Below are 16228 nucleotides of genomic sequence, written 5' to 3' on the forward strand. Positions count from 1 at the left end.
GCATGACGATGTGGCGTGAATGGCAGCAGGGCCTGCACCTGCAATGGCAACGCTCGTCGCTGGCGCAACGCTGGCAGACGCTGGCGCCGCGTGACCGTCTGGCGCTGCTGGTGCTGGGCGGCTTCCTGATTCTGGCGCTGGCTTATCTGCTGCTGTGGCAGCCGGTGCAGCGTCAGGCGCAAGCGGCGCGTATGGCCTTCGAGGAGCAGCGCGCGCTGTATACCTACCTGCAAAGCCGCGCGCCCGAATTGCGTGGGCGTGATCTGCAACCGCGCAGCAGCCTCGACCCGGCGCGCCTGCAGGGGTTGGTGACGGCCTCGGCGGCGCAGCAGGGCATCACCATCGAACGGCTGGACGCCGAAGGTGACGGCGCGCTGCAGATTGGCTTGCAGCCTGTGCCGTTCGAGCAACTGCTGCGCTGGGTCGAGGCGTTGCAGGCACAGGGCGTGAGCGTGCAAGAGGCTGGTCTGGACCGCGCCGAGGGTAATCGTGTGGTGGCGCGGTTGGGGCTGCGGGCTGGCAGCTAGCGCTTATGCCACCCGCTGCTGGCCGGTGAAGTGCAGTGTGGCCTTGCAGCGCCGACAAAAGTAGCGCCGCCCTTTGGCAACCAGCGCGTGACGCTGGGCGGAGAAGGGGAACTCGCCATCCGGGCAACTGCAGCGATAGATGAAGCGGCTGACCTTGCGCCGCTCGACCTCGTAGTTATGGCAACGGTTTGGCGCTAATTCATAGACGCCACGCATGATCAGTTGCCACTCTTCGCCATGTGGCTGGATACGCAAACCGAACAATTGATGCGCGACCAGATGAGCCACCTCATGCGGCACCGTCTGGCGCAGGAAGTCCTCGCGGTTATCGCGATAGAGCTGCAGATTGAAGCGCAGCTTGTTTTCCGTCAGATGGGCAACACCCGCCTTCTGCCCACGCAGCTTGAAACTGACTTCAGGGCGAGGGAAGCGTTGTTTGAAGAAGGTCTCGGCCAGTTGGTAGCAGGCTTCGACACGGGCGTGGAGCTGGTCGGGCATGATTGCTGTCAGGGTATTACGGTTGGCCGATTATGCCGCAACCCGCACCTTGTCGCAGGGCTCATTCGTCGCTGGGCTGGCGCTTGCTCAAGCGTTTAGGCGCGCCTTTCCCGGCACCCAAGTGATTGCGCGTTATAAAGCAAGCAGCCCTGCCATAAAACGCGCAGCCATGAAAAAGGCCGGGAGTGGGCGAGCGTCATCAGTTGGTATACACCGGCCCGACCCCAAGCCCCCAGAGAATCACCGAACTGGCGATTATCGCCACCAGCACCACCAGGCCGACCGCCAGCACCGAGCTGGAGAACATAAAGCCTTCGTCTTCCGAGATGTTCATAAAAGGCGGGATGCCGACATATAGCAGGTACACCGTGTAACAGATCGCCAGCGTGCCGATGATCATGCCCAGCCACAGGTGAGGGTACAGCGCGGCCAGGCCACCAACGAACAAGGGCGTAGCGGTGTAGGCGGCGAACACGATGCATTGCGTCAGGCTGGGGCTGGCATCGTAGGTGCGTGCCATCCAGTGGATGAAGCTGCCCATCACGGCCACCCCGGCCAGCATCGCCAGGTACGCCATGATGGCCATGCTCAGTGCGCTGCCTTCGGTGAGCATGACAGGCGGGCCTTCAGCGATGGCCCAGCCGACCTGGGAGGTGCCAATAAAGGCGGAAATGGCCGGGATGGCCGCGAGTAGCAATATATGGGTCAGGTACAGGTGGCTGATGGATTCTTCCTCACCACGGATTTCCTGCCACTCTTGATCGGGATGGGTGAAGAGCCCCCAGACGTGATGAATCATGTCAGATACCTCTGTGCTCATACGGTCTTCCCCGGCTGCACCCGGCGTGCATGGTCAGCGGCGCAGGGTGCCAAGGCCGGATCTGTGCAACCTCATTGCGCAGTATAGAACGCCAGCCAAAGCCACGTGGCGCCTGGGGTTAGAGTCAATGGCTCTGTCGCTTTCAGTGGTAATAACGGGCCAGAATTTCCATGGCCTTGTTGATCGACTGCAGGCGTTGCGTGCTACCCCCTCGATCCGGGTGATGCAGGCTGACCAGTTGCCGATAGCGCAGCTTGATGCGCGCCAGATCGAGCGGCGTGTCGTCGTCGAGCTCGAACAGTTGCAGGGCTGCGAGTTTCTCTTCGCCGCCTTGCATGCGCGTCCAGAAACTCGTTAGCAGACGCTCGACATCCCGCTCGTCGGTGCCCTGCAATTGGCTCATATCCAGGTAGTAGTCGCGCAGCTCATCGCGCTCGCTCAAGGCTTCGCTGCCCGCTTGATAGGGCAGCAGGCGAATGCACAGTGGGCTGATTTCAAGCAGGTGCGTACCCTGCTGCCAGAGCGTATCGCGCAGGCGATAGAGGGCGTTGAACAACAGAAAGTGGGTGCGAAACAGCACCAGCTTGTCGGTCAGCGGCAGGTCGGGCAGATGGCCGCTGTGACGCTCCTTGAGTTGCTGGATCAGGGCATATTCGGAGAGGCCGTCGGGTGAGGATTGCAGTAGCTGCAGCACCTGTTCGGCAAGATCCTGGCTGGGGTTTAGATCGTCGTTCATCGGCAGAGCCTAGCATTTAACCGTCGACGGGGTGGGGCGCGGGCGCCTTTGTGCGTAAAATGTCGCGCTTTCGTTCCCACCCCTCGGATCTCGACGCACCATGGGCACCCTTTCGGTCAACCAGAACAAACTGCAGAAGCGCATCCGCCGCCTGGCCGGCGAAGCCATCACCGACTTCAACATGATCGAGGATGGCGACAAGGTGATGGTCTGCCTGTCCGGCGGCAAGGACAGCTACACCATGCTCGATGTGCTGCTGTACCTGCAGAAGGTGGCACCGATCAAATTCGAGATCGTCGCGGTGAACATGGATCAGAAGCAGCCCGGCTTCCCCGAACATGTGCTGCCGGCCTACCTCGAATCCATCGGTGTGGCGTACCACATCATCGAGAAGGACACCTACTCGGTGGTCAAGGAGAAGATCCCGGAAGGCAAAACCACCTGCTCGCTGTGCTCGCGCCTGCGGCGCGGCACGCTGTACACCTACGCCGACGAAATCGGCGCGACCAAGATGGCCCTGGGGCACCACCGCGACGACATCCTGGAAACTTTCTTCCTCAACATGTTCTACGGTGGCACGCTCAAGGCCATGCCGCCCAAGCTGCTCTCCGACGACGGCCGCAATGTGGTGATCCGCCCGCTGGCCTACTGCGCCGAGGCCGATATCGAAGCCTACAGCCAGCTCAAGGAATTCCCCATCATCCCGTGCAACCTCTGCGGCTCGCAGGAGAACCTGCAGCGCCAGGTGGTCAAGGAGATGCTGCAGGAGTGGGAGCGCAAGAGTCCGGGCCGGGTCGAGATCATGTTCCGCGCCCTGCAGAACGTGCACCCCTCGCAACTGGCTGACCGCAACCTGTTCGACTTCAAGAGCCTGAAGATCGACGACAGCGCTACGCCGCGCTTTCTCGATGTGATGAGCCTGTAACGCCCGACGCGGCTAAAGCCTCGCTCACCGGCAGCCCTGTGGCCTGGTGGGCGGTGCATCCTGCGCCATCGCCACTACATCCGGTGATGCTCCAGCAGAAAATCCACGAACACCCGCACCCGCGCCGGCATCGCCGAGCCGCCGACGAACACTGCATGAATCGGCTCCCGGTCGCCGGGGTTGAAGGCTTGCAGCAGCGGCACCAGCGCGCCGCGTTGCAGGTCTTCAGTGACGCTGAACTCGCCGATACGCGCGATCCCCGCACCCGCCCGCGCCAATTGCGCCAGCGCTTCGCCACTGCTGCATTCGATATTGCCGCAAACCTTGAGTGAGAACGCCTGGCCATCGCGGATAAACGGCCAGTTCGGCTCGGCGCGGCGAAAGTTGAAACGCAGGCAGTTGTGTCGCAGCAGGTCTTCCGGCTGCTGCGGCGTGCCGTGGCGCTGCAGAAAGTCGGGGGAGGCCACCACCACTTGACCGGTCTCGCCGATACGGCGTGCGGTCAGCGGGCTATCGGGCAGATGGCCGAAGCGCACCGCCACGTCGGCCTGACCGCCAAGAATGTCGACCACCTCATCGCCCAGCGACAGATCGACAGTGATATTCGGATAACGCGCGCTGAAGGCCGCCACCAGCGGCACGATGGCCAGCCGACCATGACCCAGCGCCGCACTGACACGCAAGCGGCCCTTTGGCACGCCCTGATCAGCGATGGCTTCCTCGACTTCGGCTAGGTCAGCGAGGATACGCCGGGCACCGCGCAGATAAGCCTCGCCCTCGGCGGTGAAGTTGAGCGCGCGGGTGGTACGCAGCAACAAGCGCGTGCCTAAGCGCTGCTCGGTCCGCGCAATGATGCGGCTGACTGCCGAGGGCGTCAGCCCCAGCGCACGAGCCGCCGCCGATAGACTGCCTTGCTCCGCAACCGTCGCGAACACCGCCATTTCACCTGACCGGCCGTTGAAATCCATTTGTGCTCCATAAGCAAAGGTGTTTGCCAGAAATGCCATCTAGCGCTGTCAAGGTTTGGATCCTAGCATTCGCAGCATAGATGAGGAGGCTTCCATGCGTATCAATCCACCACTCGTTGCACTCGCCATCGGCGCCTTCGGTATCGGTGTCACCGAGTTCGCCCCCATGGGCATGTTGCCGGGCATCGCCAGCGATCTTGGCGTCTCCATCCCGGCGGCCGGCCTGCTGGTCAGTGCCTATGCATTGGGCGTGCTGCTCGGCGCGCCACTGATGACCCTGACCACCGGCAAGATTCCCCGGCGCTACCTGCTGATCGGCCTGATGGCCATTTTCACCCTCGGCAACCTGATGTCGGCCCTGGCCACTGACTACACCAGCCTGCTGATCGCCCGTGTGGTGACCTCGCTGAACCACGGCGCCTTTTTCGGCGTTGGCTCCATCGTCGCCGCCAGCGTGGTCGCACCGGACAAACGCGCCGGGGCGGTGGCCGCCATGTTCATGGGCTTGACCCTGGCGACCATCGGCGGCGTACCGTTGGCTGCCTGGTTCGGTGAAACCTTTGGTTGGCGCACGGCGTTCTGGGGCATTACTGGCCTGGGCGTGCTGGCCATGACCTCGCTATGGTTCGCGCTGCCCAACGTGCCGTTGCCGAAAAGTGCCGGTGTACTGGCGGAAATCCGCGTGTTGGGCCGTGGCCCCGTGCTTGCCGCACTGGCCCTGACCGTGATCGGCTCCAGCGCCATGTTCACCGTATTCACCTACATCGCGCCGATTCTTAGCAACGAAACGCACGCCTCGACAGCCTTTATCACCGCCATGCTGGTGCTGTACGGCATCGGCCTGACGCTGGGCAATGTGTGGGGCGGCAAGGCGGCGGATCGCTCCGTCGACCGCACCCTGATCGTCTCGCTGAGCGCGCTGATCGCAGTGCTACTGGCCTTCACCGTGCTGATGCGCTGGCCGCTGCCGACCGCCGTGGCCATCCTCATCTGGGGCATCGCCAGCTTCGCCATCGTGCCGCCGCTACAGATGCGCGTGATGGAGGCGGCCAAGGCCGCACCCAACTTGGCTTCGGCGGTGAATATCGGCGCCTTCAACTTGGGCAACGCCATTGGCGCAGCGCTGGGCGGCGCGGTGATCAAGGCGGGGCTGGGCTACCCGGCGATCTCCTTGGCCGGTGCTGCGATGGCGGGGATTGGGCTGCTGATGGTGCTGGGGTTTGCCTGGCGTGCCAGGGCGGTGACGGTGCCAGCGGCATGTCAGTGACGTAAGGTCGGACGGTTGGCTACCCGCGCGTAGTGAGGTGCCCGCGAAGCCAAGCGTCATTGCTCTAGGGGGGGGGCTTCAGAGTGAAGCGAGGTGGACAAGCTGCGCGTTGTCCACCCTTGTACGCCCTGGTTTGACCGGGTGGATGACGTTTTTTCATCCACCGTTTAATTGGTTAACCGGTCTACCTGCTGGCCTGGAGTGACTCGCCCAAGTAAAAAGAAACCCCGTCGAGTGCGGGGCGTTTTAGGCGTTGAGCATTCCACAGGAGCAAGGAGAAAACTTCTCACGCGTGTGCGGGCTCTTTAACGGCTTTCTTCTGTTTAACCTTTACTTCGACGCGCATGTCCGCGTTGCTAAGCAAGTTGACCAATGCGTCCAGGGAGAATTTAGCGATTTTTCCGTTGAGCAGGTCGTTGAGTCTCGGTTGAGTAATGTGCAGCCGTTTGGCTGCATCTTTCTGTGGAATGTTCCATTTTTTCACCAGCTCGCTGCACTCCATCATTAGCTGCGAACGAAGGCGCAGGTTGAGTGCTTCTTCTGGCGAGTCGGTCAGCGCATCCCAAACATTGTGATAGCTGTTGGTTGCCATTTTCATGTGCCTCTTGGGGTGGTCAGAGCAGGACATAGCTCTGTGCAGCTCTGACGACTTTACCCTCCCATTTGTGGATGGGAGGGTAGGGTGTCGCCGATGCTACTCAAGCTGCTTGAACCTCGCTTTTGCCAGGTCAATGTCCCGCTTTTCCGTCTTCTGAGTGGTTTTGCGAAAGGCATGCAGTACTGCGACTGTATTGCCACGGTTTGCCACATAGAACACGCGAAAAGCCCCTGAATCCTCTCGTATTCGTATCTCTATAACACCGGGTCCTACGGTGTTGATCGGTTTCCAGTTTGTGGGTTCCATTCCCGATTGGACGCGGTGAAGCTGGTACCCAACTTCATGAATCACATCCTTGGGGAACGCTCTAATATCATCGAGGCTGGTGCCGCAGAATTGAATGTCTTTCACTGAGGGATCTCCGCTGCCCGTAGAGGGCGCTATGGAATTTTTTAGAAGTTTTCATCTTGGTCACCTTCGCTGGCTTCAGTTTCAGTTCAGTTTTCAATTCAGCTTTCAGTTCAATTTTCGATTACGCCAATTGACCACGGTGGAGAGCCACCGTGGGAGAAAATTTATATCAAATTGGATATAAGTCAAGCTCTGCTTGAGCCCCGTTCCCAGGCGTAGCTTGGGCGCGATCAATGAAAAGGCGAGGGCAAGCCCTCGCCTGATTCGCTACAGCCGCAACTCCGTGCGCAATGCCTGATGCTCGCCGCCTAGTGGCGAGCACAGGCGTTGGTGGATGCGACTGAGAAAGCCCAGCTCGAAGGCATGGCGCTGGGCGCCCGGCGGGTACAGTTGCCGCTCCATTAACAGATTGGCCCACAGCCAGGCGCTATTGGCGTTGTCCAGCCAGCCTTGCGCGGTTTGTACGCCATGGCCGAAGCTCGCCTGGCAATCTGCGTTCCAGCCGAACTCGGCAGGCGGTTGCCCATCATGGCCAGGCAGGTGGGTGAGATAGCGTTGCAGCTCAATCAGGCTCGGCCCTCCCGGCTGCCTGGGCGATGGCTCGGCGGTAGAGCACGATCAACTCGCTCAGCAGTGCACTGGTGCTATTGGTCAACTCCTGCTCCGGCTGACCTGCTACCACCTTCACTCGCCTCAGTCGGCCGGGAATGCTCGTTTCGCGGATGAAATAGATAGGATCCAAGGGCTGCAGGTTGAACTACGGAGCAGACCGAGGCGTAATCGCGGAAATGGTGGATGGGATTCATGGAGTGCTTGCTCTGAAACCGCCAACTTTGTAACTGACACAACACATTCATCTGGCCCGGTTAAGCTACGCCGCTTATCTATGCGTGGTTATTTCTTAACGAGAACAAATTTAAAGGACATGCTTATGAGCCGTGCTCTTGTGCTGTTTGCCCTACTGGCTGCCAGCGTTAATGCCGCTGCGCAATGCCCTGATTTCACCAGTCCAGCCAATCCGCCAGCATTTACGACGCCGACGAAGAAAAGCTTCCGGCATTTGGGAAGCAAGGTCTTGGTTGGTCTCTATAGCCCATGGCACATGGTGCACGACGAAATAGTTGCTGATGGCCAATCCGCCAGCGTGACCGCCAAGTTCGACTACAGCGCAGTGCTGCACAAAGATCTGGAAGACGAATATGTGCAGGCCTATCTCTACGGCAGCGGCATGAGCAATTGGGAATACCTGGGACGTTATCTGACCAATAGCGACGGTAAGATCTCGGTGAGTGTGGGCAATCGAGCCGTGGGCGAATATCGCCTGCGCTTCGTTGTTGAGGGCGATCTCAGCCAAGTGGATGGTTATCTCAGCGTCGTGAATCCGCAGCGCCCAGCGGTATTATTCGATGTCGACGGCACGCTGACCATCAATGATTTCGAGGCTTATGCCGATTACGTCGGAGTGAAAACCGCACAGGCCTATTACTATGCGCCTGAGACGGTTCGCGCATACCGCGATAAGGGCTACCAGTTGGTGTTTCTCACGGCGCGCCCTTACTGGGTGACCAAGGAAGCGCGCGAGTGGTTCGACTATGAGAATTTGCCGCAGTGGCATTATCGCTCCAATGCCGACAGTGATAGTGCCCAGGTGCACAAGACTAAGTACATCAAATATCTGCGCGAACAAGTCGGCCTCAATATTGTGCGTGCCTACGGGAATGCAACGACTGACATCGCCGCATACGCCGACGGCGGTATTGCTAAGGCTGATACCTGGATCATCGGACCACATGCCGGGGAAGAGGGTACCCAGGCGCTGGGTAGCGACTACAGCTACCATTTCAGCACGGTGCTCGCGAACACTGCATCGGCACGCTGCAACTGATGCCTAGCGCTTGTGCCGATGCCAAGGCGACCTGGGCGAGGGTGGATAGCCCATAACCTGGGTTGAGCGTAGCGAGGCCTCGATGGGTTTCGCTGCATTCAACGCCTTCTAGCGTCGGCCAAAATCATCGGCGCCAGTGTCCGCGTTGGGCGTACGGTGACCCGATACACCTACGCGATGCATTCCCACGCGGCGCGTAGGAACGATCAATAACCCGCCCCTCCCGCGCACCATGCGGCCGCGCAACCATTGCAACCCCCCAGTGTTTTCATCATGGCAAGCCGGGTTTCGGCGTCGGATTGCCGTATCCGCTGCAGAAGCGATAAAGCTGCTCGCGGGATAGGCCGGTTTCTCTGGCCAGTTCGGTCATGCCTTTGGCGCGTGCCACCACGCCCAGGGCTTTGGCGATATAGCCGGTATCGCCGGTTTCCAGGGCGTCGCTCATGAACTCGGCAATGGCAGCGGGGCTGGTGAGGTAGTCGGCGGGGTCGAAGTCGCTAAAGGTTTCTGTCATCTCGTTTTCTCCACGTCTACAGGATCTGCAGGGCGGCCTTGAACGTCGAGTGTGGAACGATCAATTGCTCTTGGGCTGTGTCTTCGAGTGTGAAGCGAGGTGGACAAGCTTCGCGTTGTCCACCCTACCCGAGATTTCGCCGTAGGGTGGATGACGCCTTTTTCATCCGCCGTCACTGCGGATGGCCGGGCTACTTGCTGACTACCGCAGGAGAGGTACACCTGTAATGTGAGGAATGGCCGCTACGAGGTGCTCGTGACGGCCAAAAACGAAGAGCTGAGCGGACAACCTGACCGGCTTTGACTGGTCGGTGCGTTCAAAATCGGCAGAGGTCGAAGTCGGCCGGAAATGTCGGGCTATTTCAGACCATCCCTAGAGGCTTCGATATCGTGGTCTGTACCTGATTTTTGCTTCGTTTTTGACAGGTGTAAGGAGTTGGACTAAATAAAAACGGTTTAACAACCAATGCAATAAAAGGAATCGACTATGAGTATCAAACCTGGCCCTAAAAGAAAAAACGAAGACGGCACCCCGGACAAAAGGCAGAGGGTTACGCCTGAAAAGCAAAAGGAACATCCTTACCTGAAACCTCACAGGCATAAAAAAGGGGAGTAGGCTTGAAAAGCAGCTATTAAGAGCTGCTTTTGGGGGCTGTTCGTTAGCTCTGTGGGTGGGCGGTGTTCCGAAAATAAGAGAACATGAAAATGCATCGGGATTAGGCGTGAAAGCTGGCGTATGCGAGCGAATACTTTCGGCCAGAAGCAAGCAGGGGGGCAGAGATAAACCCCTTTTCTGTCGTGAGCAGCGCAATGGTGGTGCTCGTGTCGACTATTTAGATTCACTCGAAAGCCTCTTCACCAATGTTAAGCTGTTTTCAGCCACCAAATAGATTTAGGTATGTAACTTCAGCTAAAGGGTGGAAGGCTCAAAGGTCTAGGCAACCTCGAATCAGAAGTGGAATTTTTTAAAATTGTGGAGTATTTATGGCGCTGATTCCGAGGCATGAGCTGTGGCGTAGGCAATATCGGGAAAATCCATATATAAGACATTTGTCGGCTCTTGAGCTGGAGGAGCGGTTCAAGGATATACTCAATATCCTGACGATTCTTACGCCGGATGGAAAAATTGGTGTGGGAGTGGGGAAAAATCTTAATAATGAAATGTGGGCTAAGTGCACTCACGTTCTGACTGAAATGGAAGATCGTTACGGGCCTTTTCCCAATGGTTTTACAAATGGCTTTATCAAAGATGCCAATATGGTTCATCCTACATTTCCCAATCCTCCTAAGTCGAAGTTGGCTATAGAGCTTGCTGGAGGGATCGTTTCCGGTAGAATTTATAAGTTTTCTAAGAAAAAGTATATTGATGAAATGTTTAGTTTCGGAAAGTTTCGTGTTGCGCCTGCCTCTTATTACAGCGATCCGTCATTGAATGTTGCAATACGAGATGATGAGTTGGTATTTAATGGTTCTATTTTTTCTGGGTTAAAAGGAATTGTAAAGCCTGGGGAAGCTGTTCCTTCCTACGGCAGAATAGAGTACTCGGTAAAAGCGAGAACAAACTACTACGTTACCTGCTTTGCGTCAAATTATACATACCGTGAATTTTCTGATTTTGACGCTGACTCGTGTTTGGTAATCAAAAAACCACGCGCATTTACAGACAGACTTATCCGAGTAGGTAATCAAGCTTTTTCAGGTTATGAGGGTTTTGCTGGTAGCGTAAAATATTTAGATCCTATTCTTTGTGATCCAAGAAGAATAGACGTCAATTTCGCGAAGCATTTCAAATACGCATATCAAAATGAGTACCGCATAATCTGGGCTCCTAGGGAGCCTGTGTCAGAGTTGCAGCCAATTTATCTTGAGATAGGGCCGCTCGATGATATAGCGGAAATTATTGAGATTTAATCATTGGTTTACTCCGTGTAGTGGACGACTTTGAAAGTCGTTTCAGTGTCTCTAGTGTCACTAAAACTTTTAAGGCTTGAGGCTTCGTCCCCTGCCCGAACTTTTCTGGATCTTGGAGCAACCGGGGACAGACCACGATATTGGTGTTGAGGGGCTTCGCGTCGAGCGCAGCGTTGTAGGGCGTCCCGATCCACGCGCTGCATTACATGCGCACGCTAGGTAATGACACCCTCATCGCGTATGCGGCCGTGCCGCCATTTCAATCCCCAGCGCCTTCATCACCGCAAGCATGGTTTTCAGTGTCGGGTTGCCGTGTTCGCTGAATGAGCGATAAAGCTGCTCGCGGGACAGGCCGGTTTCTCTGGCCAGTTCGGTCATGCCTTTGGCGCGAGCCACTACACCCAAGGCCTTGGCGATATAGCCGGCATCGCCGGTTTCCAGGGCGTCGCTCATGAACTCGGCAATGGCTGCGGGGCTGGTGAGGTATTCGGCGGGGTCGAAGTCGCTAAAGGTTTCAGTCATCTCGTTTTCTCCAGGTCTGCAGGATCTGTTGGGCGGCTTCGATGTCGCGGCGTTGGCTGCCCTTGTCGCCTGCGCAGAGCAGGATCACCAGCGTGTTGCCTTGCTGGTGGAAATACACCCGGTAGCCGGGGCCATAGTGAATCCGCAGTTCGCTGACGCCGTGGCCGACCGGCGCCACGTCGCCTGGCAGGCCTTCCATCAGCCGGTTGATCCGGGCCACGATGCGCGCCTTGCCGGTTTCGTCCTTGAGCTTCTTCAGCCAGTTTCTGAAGGTGGCGGATTCGATTTTTTGCATGGGCTGAATGTAGTTTATAAAGCACAAATTGCCAAGGTGGAGGATCTGGCTGCGTTGTAGGCGTTCCGTTTGCGAAGCAGTACGCCGTTGGGAGCACTGGGCGTAGGTTGTGGTGCCATTTTCAGCATGGGCCGGTGGACTGTTCGCTGGCGCTCCTGAGTTCACCCTACGCGCTGTCGCTACGAGCGGTCGGCGTTCCGATCCATCCTACGCGCGCTCCCGGCAGCGGGCAGGGCTCGAATCTGCGACAATCCCGCCTTTGCCCTGATTGCCCCGATCCAGATGACTGACCTCGCCACGCTGCAGAACAACCTCGACCACGTCATGATCGCCGAGCGCCATCGCTTGCGCCGGCAGTTGCATGAGCTGCAGAAGCACCCTGACGAGGCCAAGCTGGCGCAGTGGCTGGAGCGTTTTCAGGCGTCCAGCGACAAGGTGGCGGCGCGGCGTAGCAGCATCCCGGCGATGCGCTACGACGATGCGCTGCCGATTGCCGCCAAACGCGACGAGATCAAGGCTGCGCTGGAGAAGAGCCAGGTAGTGGTGATTGCCGGTGAGACCGGTTCGGGCAAGACCACGCAGTTGCCGAAGATCTGCCTGGAGATCGGTCGGGGCGTGCATGGGCTGATCGGCCATACCCAGCCGCGTCGCTTGGCGGCGCGCAGTGTGGCGACGCGAGTGGCCGAGGAAATCGGCACGCCGCTGGGCGAGCTGGTCGGTTATCAGGTGCGGTTCGAGGATCAGAGCAAGGACGGCACGCTGATCAAGCTGATGACCGACGGCATCCTGCTCGCCGAGACGCAGCACGACCGCTTTCTGGAGAAGTACGACACCATCATCGTCGACGAGGCGCACGAACGTAGCCTCAACATCGACTTCCTGCTTGGCTATCTGAAGACTCTGCTGCCGCGTCGCCCGGATCTGAAGCTGATCATCACCTCGGCGACCATCGATCTGGAGCGTTTCAGCAAACATTTCAACGACGCGCCAATCATCGAGGTGTCCGGTCGCACCTACCCGGTGGAAACCTGGTATCGCCCGTTGGCGGCGGAGGTGGACGAGGAGGGCGAGCGTCTGCTCGATGACCTGTCCATCGATCAGGGCATTCTTGCCGCGCTGGATGAGATCGCCGAGCACGAGCGCAGCGTCGGCCAGCGCCCCGGTGATGTGCTGGTGTTCCTGCCTGGCGAGCGCGAGATTCGCGAAGCCGCCGAGGTGCTGCGCAAGGCCAATCTGCGTTTTACCGAGGTGCTGCCGCTGTATGCGCGGCTGACGCCTGCCGAGCAGCAGAAGATTTTCGCGCCCATGGCCGGGCGCAAGATCGTGCTGGCCACCAACGTCGCCGAAACCTCGCTGACGGTGCCGGGCATTCGCTACGTGATCGACAGCGGCACCGCGCGCATCAGCCGCTACAGCTACCGCGCCAAGGTGCAGCGCTTGCCCATCGAGCCGGTGTCGCAGGCCAGCGCCAACCAGCGTAAGGGCCGTTGCGGGCGGGTCGAGCCGGGTATCTGCATTCGTCTGTACAGCGAGGAGGATTTTCTCGGGCGCCCGGAATTTACCGACCCGGAGATTCTGCGTACCAACCTGGCGGCGGTGATTCTGCAGATGCTGCACCTGCGCCTGGGCAGCATCGAGGACTTCCCCTTTATCGAGCCGCCAGATGGCAAGGCCATCAGCGACGGCTTCAATCTGTTGCAGGAGCTGTCTGCGGTCAACCGCGAAAGCCAGCTCACGCCACTTGGCCGCCAGTTGGCGCGCCTGCCCATCGACCCGCGCCTGGGGCGCATGGTGCTGGAAGGCGCCAAGCAGGGCAGCCTGGAGGAAATCCTCATCGTCGCCGCCGCGCTGTCGGTGCAGGACCCGCGTGAGCGACCGATGGATCGCCAGCAGGCCGCCGACCAGGCGCATGCGCAGTGGAAGGATGTGGATTCCGACTTCGCCGCGCTGATCAACCTGTGGCGCGGCTTCGAGGAAAAACGCCAGGAGCTGGGCAGCAACCCGCTGCGTACCTGGTGCAAGAAGAACTTCCTCAATTACATGCGCCTGCGCGAGTGGCGCGACGCACACCGGCAACTGGTGCTGATCGCCCGTGATCTGCAGTTGATGGGCAAGGGTGCAGCTAAGGTGGATAACGCGTCCGCCAAGGTGGATGGCTCCGGCCATCCACCCTACGAAAAGGCTCAAAACCCGGCGCCGACCAAGGACAACCGCGTCAACGCCATCGCCCGCCAGCAGGCCGAGGCCAGCGAGGCGGCGGTGCGGGCGAAGAACTACGCCGCCGTGCACAAGGCGATTCTCGCCGGCCTGCTCAGCCAGATCGGCCAGAAGACCGAGGAGGGCGACTACCTCGGCGCGCGTCAGCGGCGTTTCTGGATTCACCCGTCCAGCGTGATCGGGCGCAAGAAGCCCAACTGGATCATGGCCGCCGAACTGGTGGAAACCACCAAGCTGTTCGCCCGTATGGTGGCGAAGATCGAGCCGGACTGGATCGAGCCGCTGGCCGCTCATCTGGTGAAGAAGAACCATCTGGAACCGCACTGGGAGAAGAAGCGCGGCCAAGTGGTGGCGTACGAGCAGGTCACCCTGTACGGCATGATCATCGTCGGCCGCCGCCCGGTGCATTACGGCCCTATCGACCCGCCCGTGGCGCGCGAGATGTTCATTCGCGAGGGCCTGGTGCGTGGCGAGATCAACAGCCGCGTGCGCTGCCTGACCGCCAACCGACAGTTGCTGGAACGCCTCGACGAGCTGGAGGCCAAGTCGCGCCGCCGCGACATCCTCGCCGACGAGGAAACCCTGTTCGGCTACTACGACGCGCGCATCCCGCAGGACATCTACCAGGCCGCGAGTTTCGAGAGTTGGTACAAGAAGGGCAGCGCCGCCGACGCGCAACTGTTGATCATGCGCGAGGAAGACGCCCTGGCCCGCTCGGCCTCCGAAGTCACCGCCGCGCAGTACCCGGACACCTTGCGCATCGGCGAGCTGCAACTGCCGCTGAGCTATCACTTCGAGCCCAACCACCCGCGTGATGGCGTGACCCTGCGCGTGCCGGCGCCGCTGTTGCCGCAACTGCAACCCGAGCGTCTGGAATGGTTGGTGCCGGGGCCGCTGGAGGCCAAGTGCATTGCCCTGGTGCGCGGCCTGCCCAAGGCGCTGCGCAAGAACTTCGTGCCGGTGCCGGATTTCGTCGGTGCCGCGCTGGACAAACTGGTGTTTGGCCAAGGCTCGCTGCCGCAGGCACTCGGCCAGGAGCTTTTGCGCATGACCGGCGCGCGGGTATCGGATGAGGCCTGGGCGGAAGCGGCGCAAGGCTTGGAAAGCCATCTGAAAATGAATATCGAGGTGGTGGATGCGCGCGGCAAGTTCCTCGGTGAAGGCCGCGACTTGGCCGAGTTGACCGCACGTTTCGCCGAGGCCAGCCAGGCCGCATTGGCCATCCCGCAGCAGAGCGACAAACCGAAAGCGGTGGAGGCCAAGGCCTTCGCCGAGGTGGCCGAGAAGGCGCAGCAGAAGATCGCCGGGCTTTCCATGACGGTTTATCCGGCGCTGGTGGAAGAGGGCGGGGTGGTCAAGGAAGGGCGCTTCCCGACTCAGGCTGAGGCCGACTTCCAGCATCGCCGCGCGTTGCAGCGCCTGCTGTTGCAACAACTGGCCGAGCAGGCGAAGTTTCTGCGCGGCAAGCTGCCGGGGCTGACCGAGCTGGGGCTGCTGTATCGCGACATTGGCCGCGTAGAGGCGCTGGTCGAGGACATTCTGCTGGCCAGCCTGGATGCCTGCATCCTCGAAGGTGAAGCGACGCTGCCGCGCGATGGCGCGGCGCTGGCGCAACTGGCCGAGCGCAAGCGTGGCGACTGGACGGCGCATGCCGAGCGCATCGCTCGTCTGGTGCTGGAAATCCTCAAGCTCAACCATGGCTTGCAGAAGCGCTTCAAGGGCAAGATCGATCTGGCCCAGGCCATGGCGCTCAACGATATCAAGCAACAGTTGGCCAATCTGGTCTACGCCGGTTTCGTGCGTGAAACGCCGGGCGAGTGGCTCAAGGAAATCCCGCGTTACCTTAAAACCATCGAGCAGCGTCTGGACAAGGTGGGCGCGCAAGTGCAGCGTGATCGCGTGTGGATGGGTGAGCTGGCGGGGTGCTGGGAACAGTATCAGGCGCGTGCTGCCAAACACGCTCAGGAAGGCAAGCGCGACCCGCAGCTCACGTTGTATCGCTGGATGCTGGAGGAGTACCGCGTGTCGCTGTTCGCCCAGCAACTGGGCACGAAAATGGCGGTATCGGACAAGCGCCTGAACAAGCAGTGGACGCTGGTTGAAAGTTGATTTGATGAGCGGGTTCGTTAGCGAGC

At 59.6% G+C, this 16228-nt stretch carries 15 protein-coding genes and 1 pseudogene; 6 read left to right on the top strand and 10 right to left on the bottom strand.

Annotated elements, in window-relative coordinates; all coding sequences use genetic code 11:
* Positions 1 to 2 precede the first annotated feature (2 nt).
* The gene (locus tag AERO9A_RS15110) at positions 3 to 527 is read left to right on the top strand and encodes a type II secretion system protein M (RefSeq protein ID WP_159972766.1); all 525 of its coding nucleotides are present in this window, start codon (positions 3 to 5) and stop codon (positions 525 to 527) included.
* Between the two features lie 3 nt (positions 528 to 530).
* Here the strand turns inward: AERO9A_RS15110 and AERO9A_RS15115 are convergent, their stop codons facing one another.
* The 3 genes from AERO9A_RS15115 to AERO9A_RS15125 all read right to left on the bottom strand — a co-directional run bounded on the left by AERO9A_RS15115 (position 531) and on the right by AERO9A_RS15125 (position 2581).
* Complete coding sequence (locus AERO9A_RS15115) at positions 531 to 1028, bottom strand: SprT family zinc-dependent metalloprotease (protein WP_256666025.1); 498 nt, start codon at positions 1026 to 1028, stop codon at positions 531 to 533.
* 196 nt (positions 1029 to 1224) lie between these two features.
* Positions 1225 to 1824 carry a Yip1 family protein gene (locus AERO9A_RS15120; RefSeq protein ID WP_159974064.1) on the bottom strand — a complete coding sequence of 200 codons (600 nt, stop codon included), beginning with the start codon at positions 1822 to 1824 and terminating at the stop codon, positions 1225 to 1227.
* 163 nt (positions 1825 to 1987) lie between these two features.
* Positions 1988 to 2581 carry a DNA-J related domain-containing protein gene (locus tag AERO9A_RS15125; RefSeq protein WP_159972768.1) on the bottom strand — a complete coding sequence of 198 codons (594 nt, stop codon included), beginning with the start codon at positions 2579 to 2581 and terminating at the stop codon, positions 1988 to 1990.
* Between the two features lie 100 nt (positions 2582 to 2681).
* On the opposite strand from AERO9A_RS15125, the gene ttcA reads away from it, so the two are divergent.
* The gene (gene ttcA / locus AERO9A_RS15130; protein WP_003244364.1) at positions 2682 to 3506 is read left to right on the top strand and encodes a tRNA 2-thiocytidine(32) synthetase TtcA; all 825 of its coding nucleotides are present in this window, start codon (positions 2682 to 2684) and stop codon (positions 3504 to 3506) included.
* A 74-nt stretch (positions 3507 to 3580) separates the two neighbouring features.
* Here the strand turns inward: ttcA and AERO9A_RS15135 are convergent, their stop codons facing one another.
* A complete protein-coding gene (locus tag AERO9A_RS15135; RefSeq protein WP_159972769.1) occupies positions 3581 to 4474 on the bottom strand; it encodes a LysR family transcriptional regulator in 894 nt (297 codons plus the stop codon).
* Positions 4475 to 4568: 94 nt separating this feature from the next.
* Between AERO9A_RS15135 and AERO9A_RS15140 the strand changes: the two genes are divergently transcribed.
* On the top strand, positions 4569 to 5741 hold the full coding sequence (locus AERO9A_RS15140; protein WP_159972770.1) for an MFS transporter: 1173 nt from the start codon (positions 4569 to 4571) through the stop codon (positions 5739 to 5741).
* A 286-nt stretch (positions 5742 to 6027) separates the two neighbouring features.
* Here AERO9A_RS15140 and AERO9A_RS15145 read toward each other — a convergent pair whose 3' ends face one another.
* From AERO9A_RS15145 to AERO9A_RS15155, 3 genes are all read right to left on the bottom strand, one after another.
* Positions 6028 to 6333: a helix-turn-helix domain-containing protein gene (locus AERO9A_RS15145; protein WP_159974065.1), complete on the bottom strand. Its 306-nt coding sequence runs from the start codon at positions 6331 to 6333 to the stop codon at positions 6028 to 6030.
* 102 nt (positions 6334 to 6435) lie between these two features.
* On the bottom strand, positions 6436 to 6750 hold the full coding sequence (locus AERO9A_RS15150) for a type II toxin-antitoxin system RelE/ParE family toxin (RefSeq protein WP_159972771.1): 315 nt from the start codon (positions 6748 to 6750) through the stop codon (positions 6436 to 6438).
* A 267-nt stretch (positions 6751 to 7017) separates the two neighbouring features.
* Positions 7018 to 7320 (bottom strand): LasR-specific antiactivator QslA, encoded by a 303-nt coding sequence (locus AERO9A_RS15155; protein ID WP_159974066.1) that lies wholly within the window; start codon positions 7318 to 7320, stop codon positions 7018 to 7020.
* 361 nt (positions 7321 to 7681) lie between these two features.
* On the opposite strand from AERO9A_RS15155, the gene AERO9A_RS15160 reads away from it, so the two are divergent.
* On the top strand, positions 7682 to 8635 hold the full coding sequence (locus AERO9A_RS15160; protein WP_159972772.1) for a lipin/Ned1/Smp2 family protein: 954 nt from the start codon (positions 7682 to 7684) through the stop codon (positions 8633 to 8635).
* A gap of 232 nt (positions 8636 to 8867) precedes the next feature.
* Here the strand turns inward: AERO9A_RS15160 and AERO9A_RS15165 are convergent.
* Positions 8868 to 9149: pseudogene (locus AERO9A_RS15165) on the bottom strand (addiction module antidote protein); the annotation flags it as partial.
* Between the two features lie 983 nt (positions 9150 to 10132).
* Here AERO9A_RS15165 and AERO9A_RS15170 point away from each other — a divergent pair.
* A complete protein-coding gene (locus tag AERO9A_RS15170) occupies positions 10133 to 11059 on the top strand; it encodes a hypothetical protein (protein ID WP_159972774.1) in 927 nt (308 codons plus the stop codon).
* A gap of 231 nt (positions 11060 to 11290) precedes the next feature.
* Here the strand turns inward: AERO9A_RS15170 and AERO9A_RS15175 are convergent, their stop codons facing one another.
* The gene (locus tag AERO9A_RS15175) at positions 11291 to 11581 is read right to left on the bottom strand and encodes an addiction module antidote protein (RefSeq protein WP_159972775.1); all 291 of its coding nucleotides are present in this window, start codon (positions 11579 to 11581) and stop codon (positions 11291 to 11293) included.
* On the bottom strand, positions 11574 to 11876 hold the full coding sequence (locus AERO9A_RS15180; protein ID WP_159972776.1) for a type II toxin-antitoxin system RelE/ParE family toxin: 303 nt from the start codon (positions 11874 to 11876) through the stop codon (positions 11574 to 11576). The genes AERO9A_RS15175 and AERO9A_RS15180 overlap by 8 nt, the downstream gene beginning before the upstream one ends.
* Before the next feature lie 282 nt (positions 11877 to 12158).
* Between AERO9A_RS15180 and hrpA the strand changes: the two genes are divergently transcribed.
* Positions 12159 to 16202, top strand: a complete 4044-nt coding sequence (gene hrpA / locus AERO9A_RS15185; protein ID WP_159972777.1) for an ATP-dependent RNA helicase HrpA — start codon at positions 12159 to 12161, stop codon at positions 16200 to 16202.
* The last annotated feature ends 26 nt before the right edge of the window (positions 16203 to 16228 follow it).

This window comes from Pseudomonas sp. 8Z, assembly GCF_902506535.1.
Taxonomy (GTDB): Bacteria; Pseudomonadota; Gammaproteobacteria; order Pseudomonadales; family Pseudomonadaceae; genus Aquipseudomonas.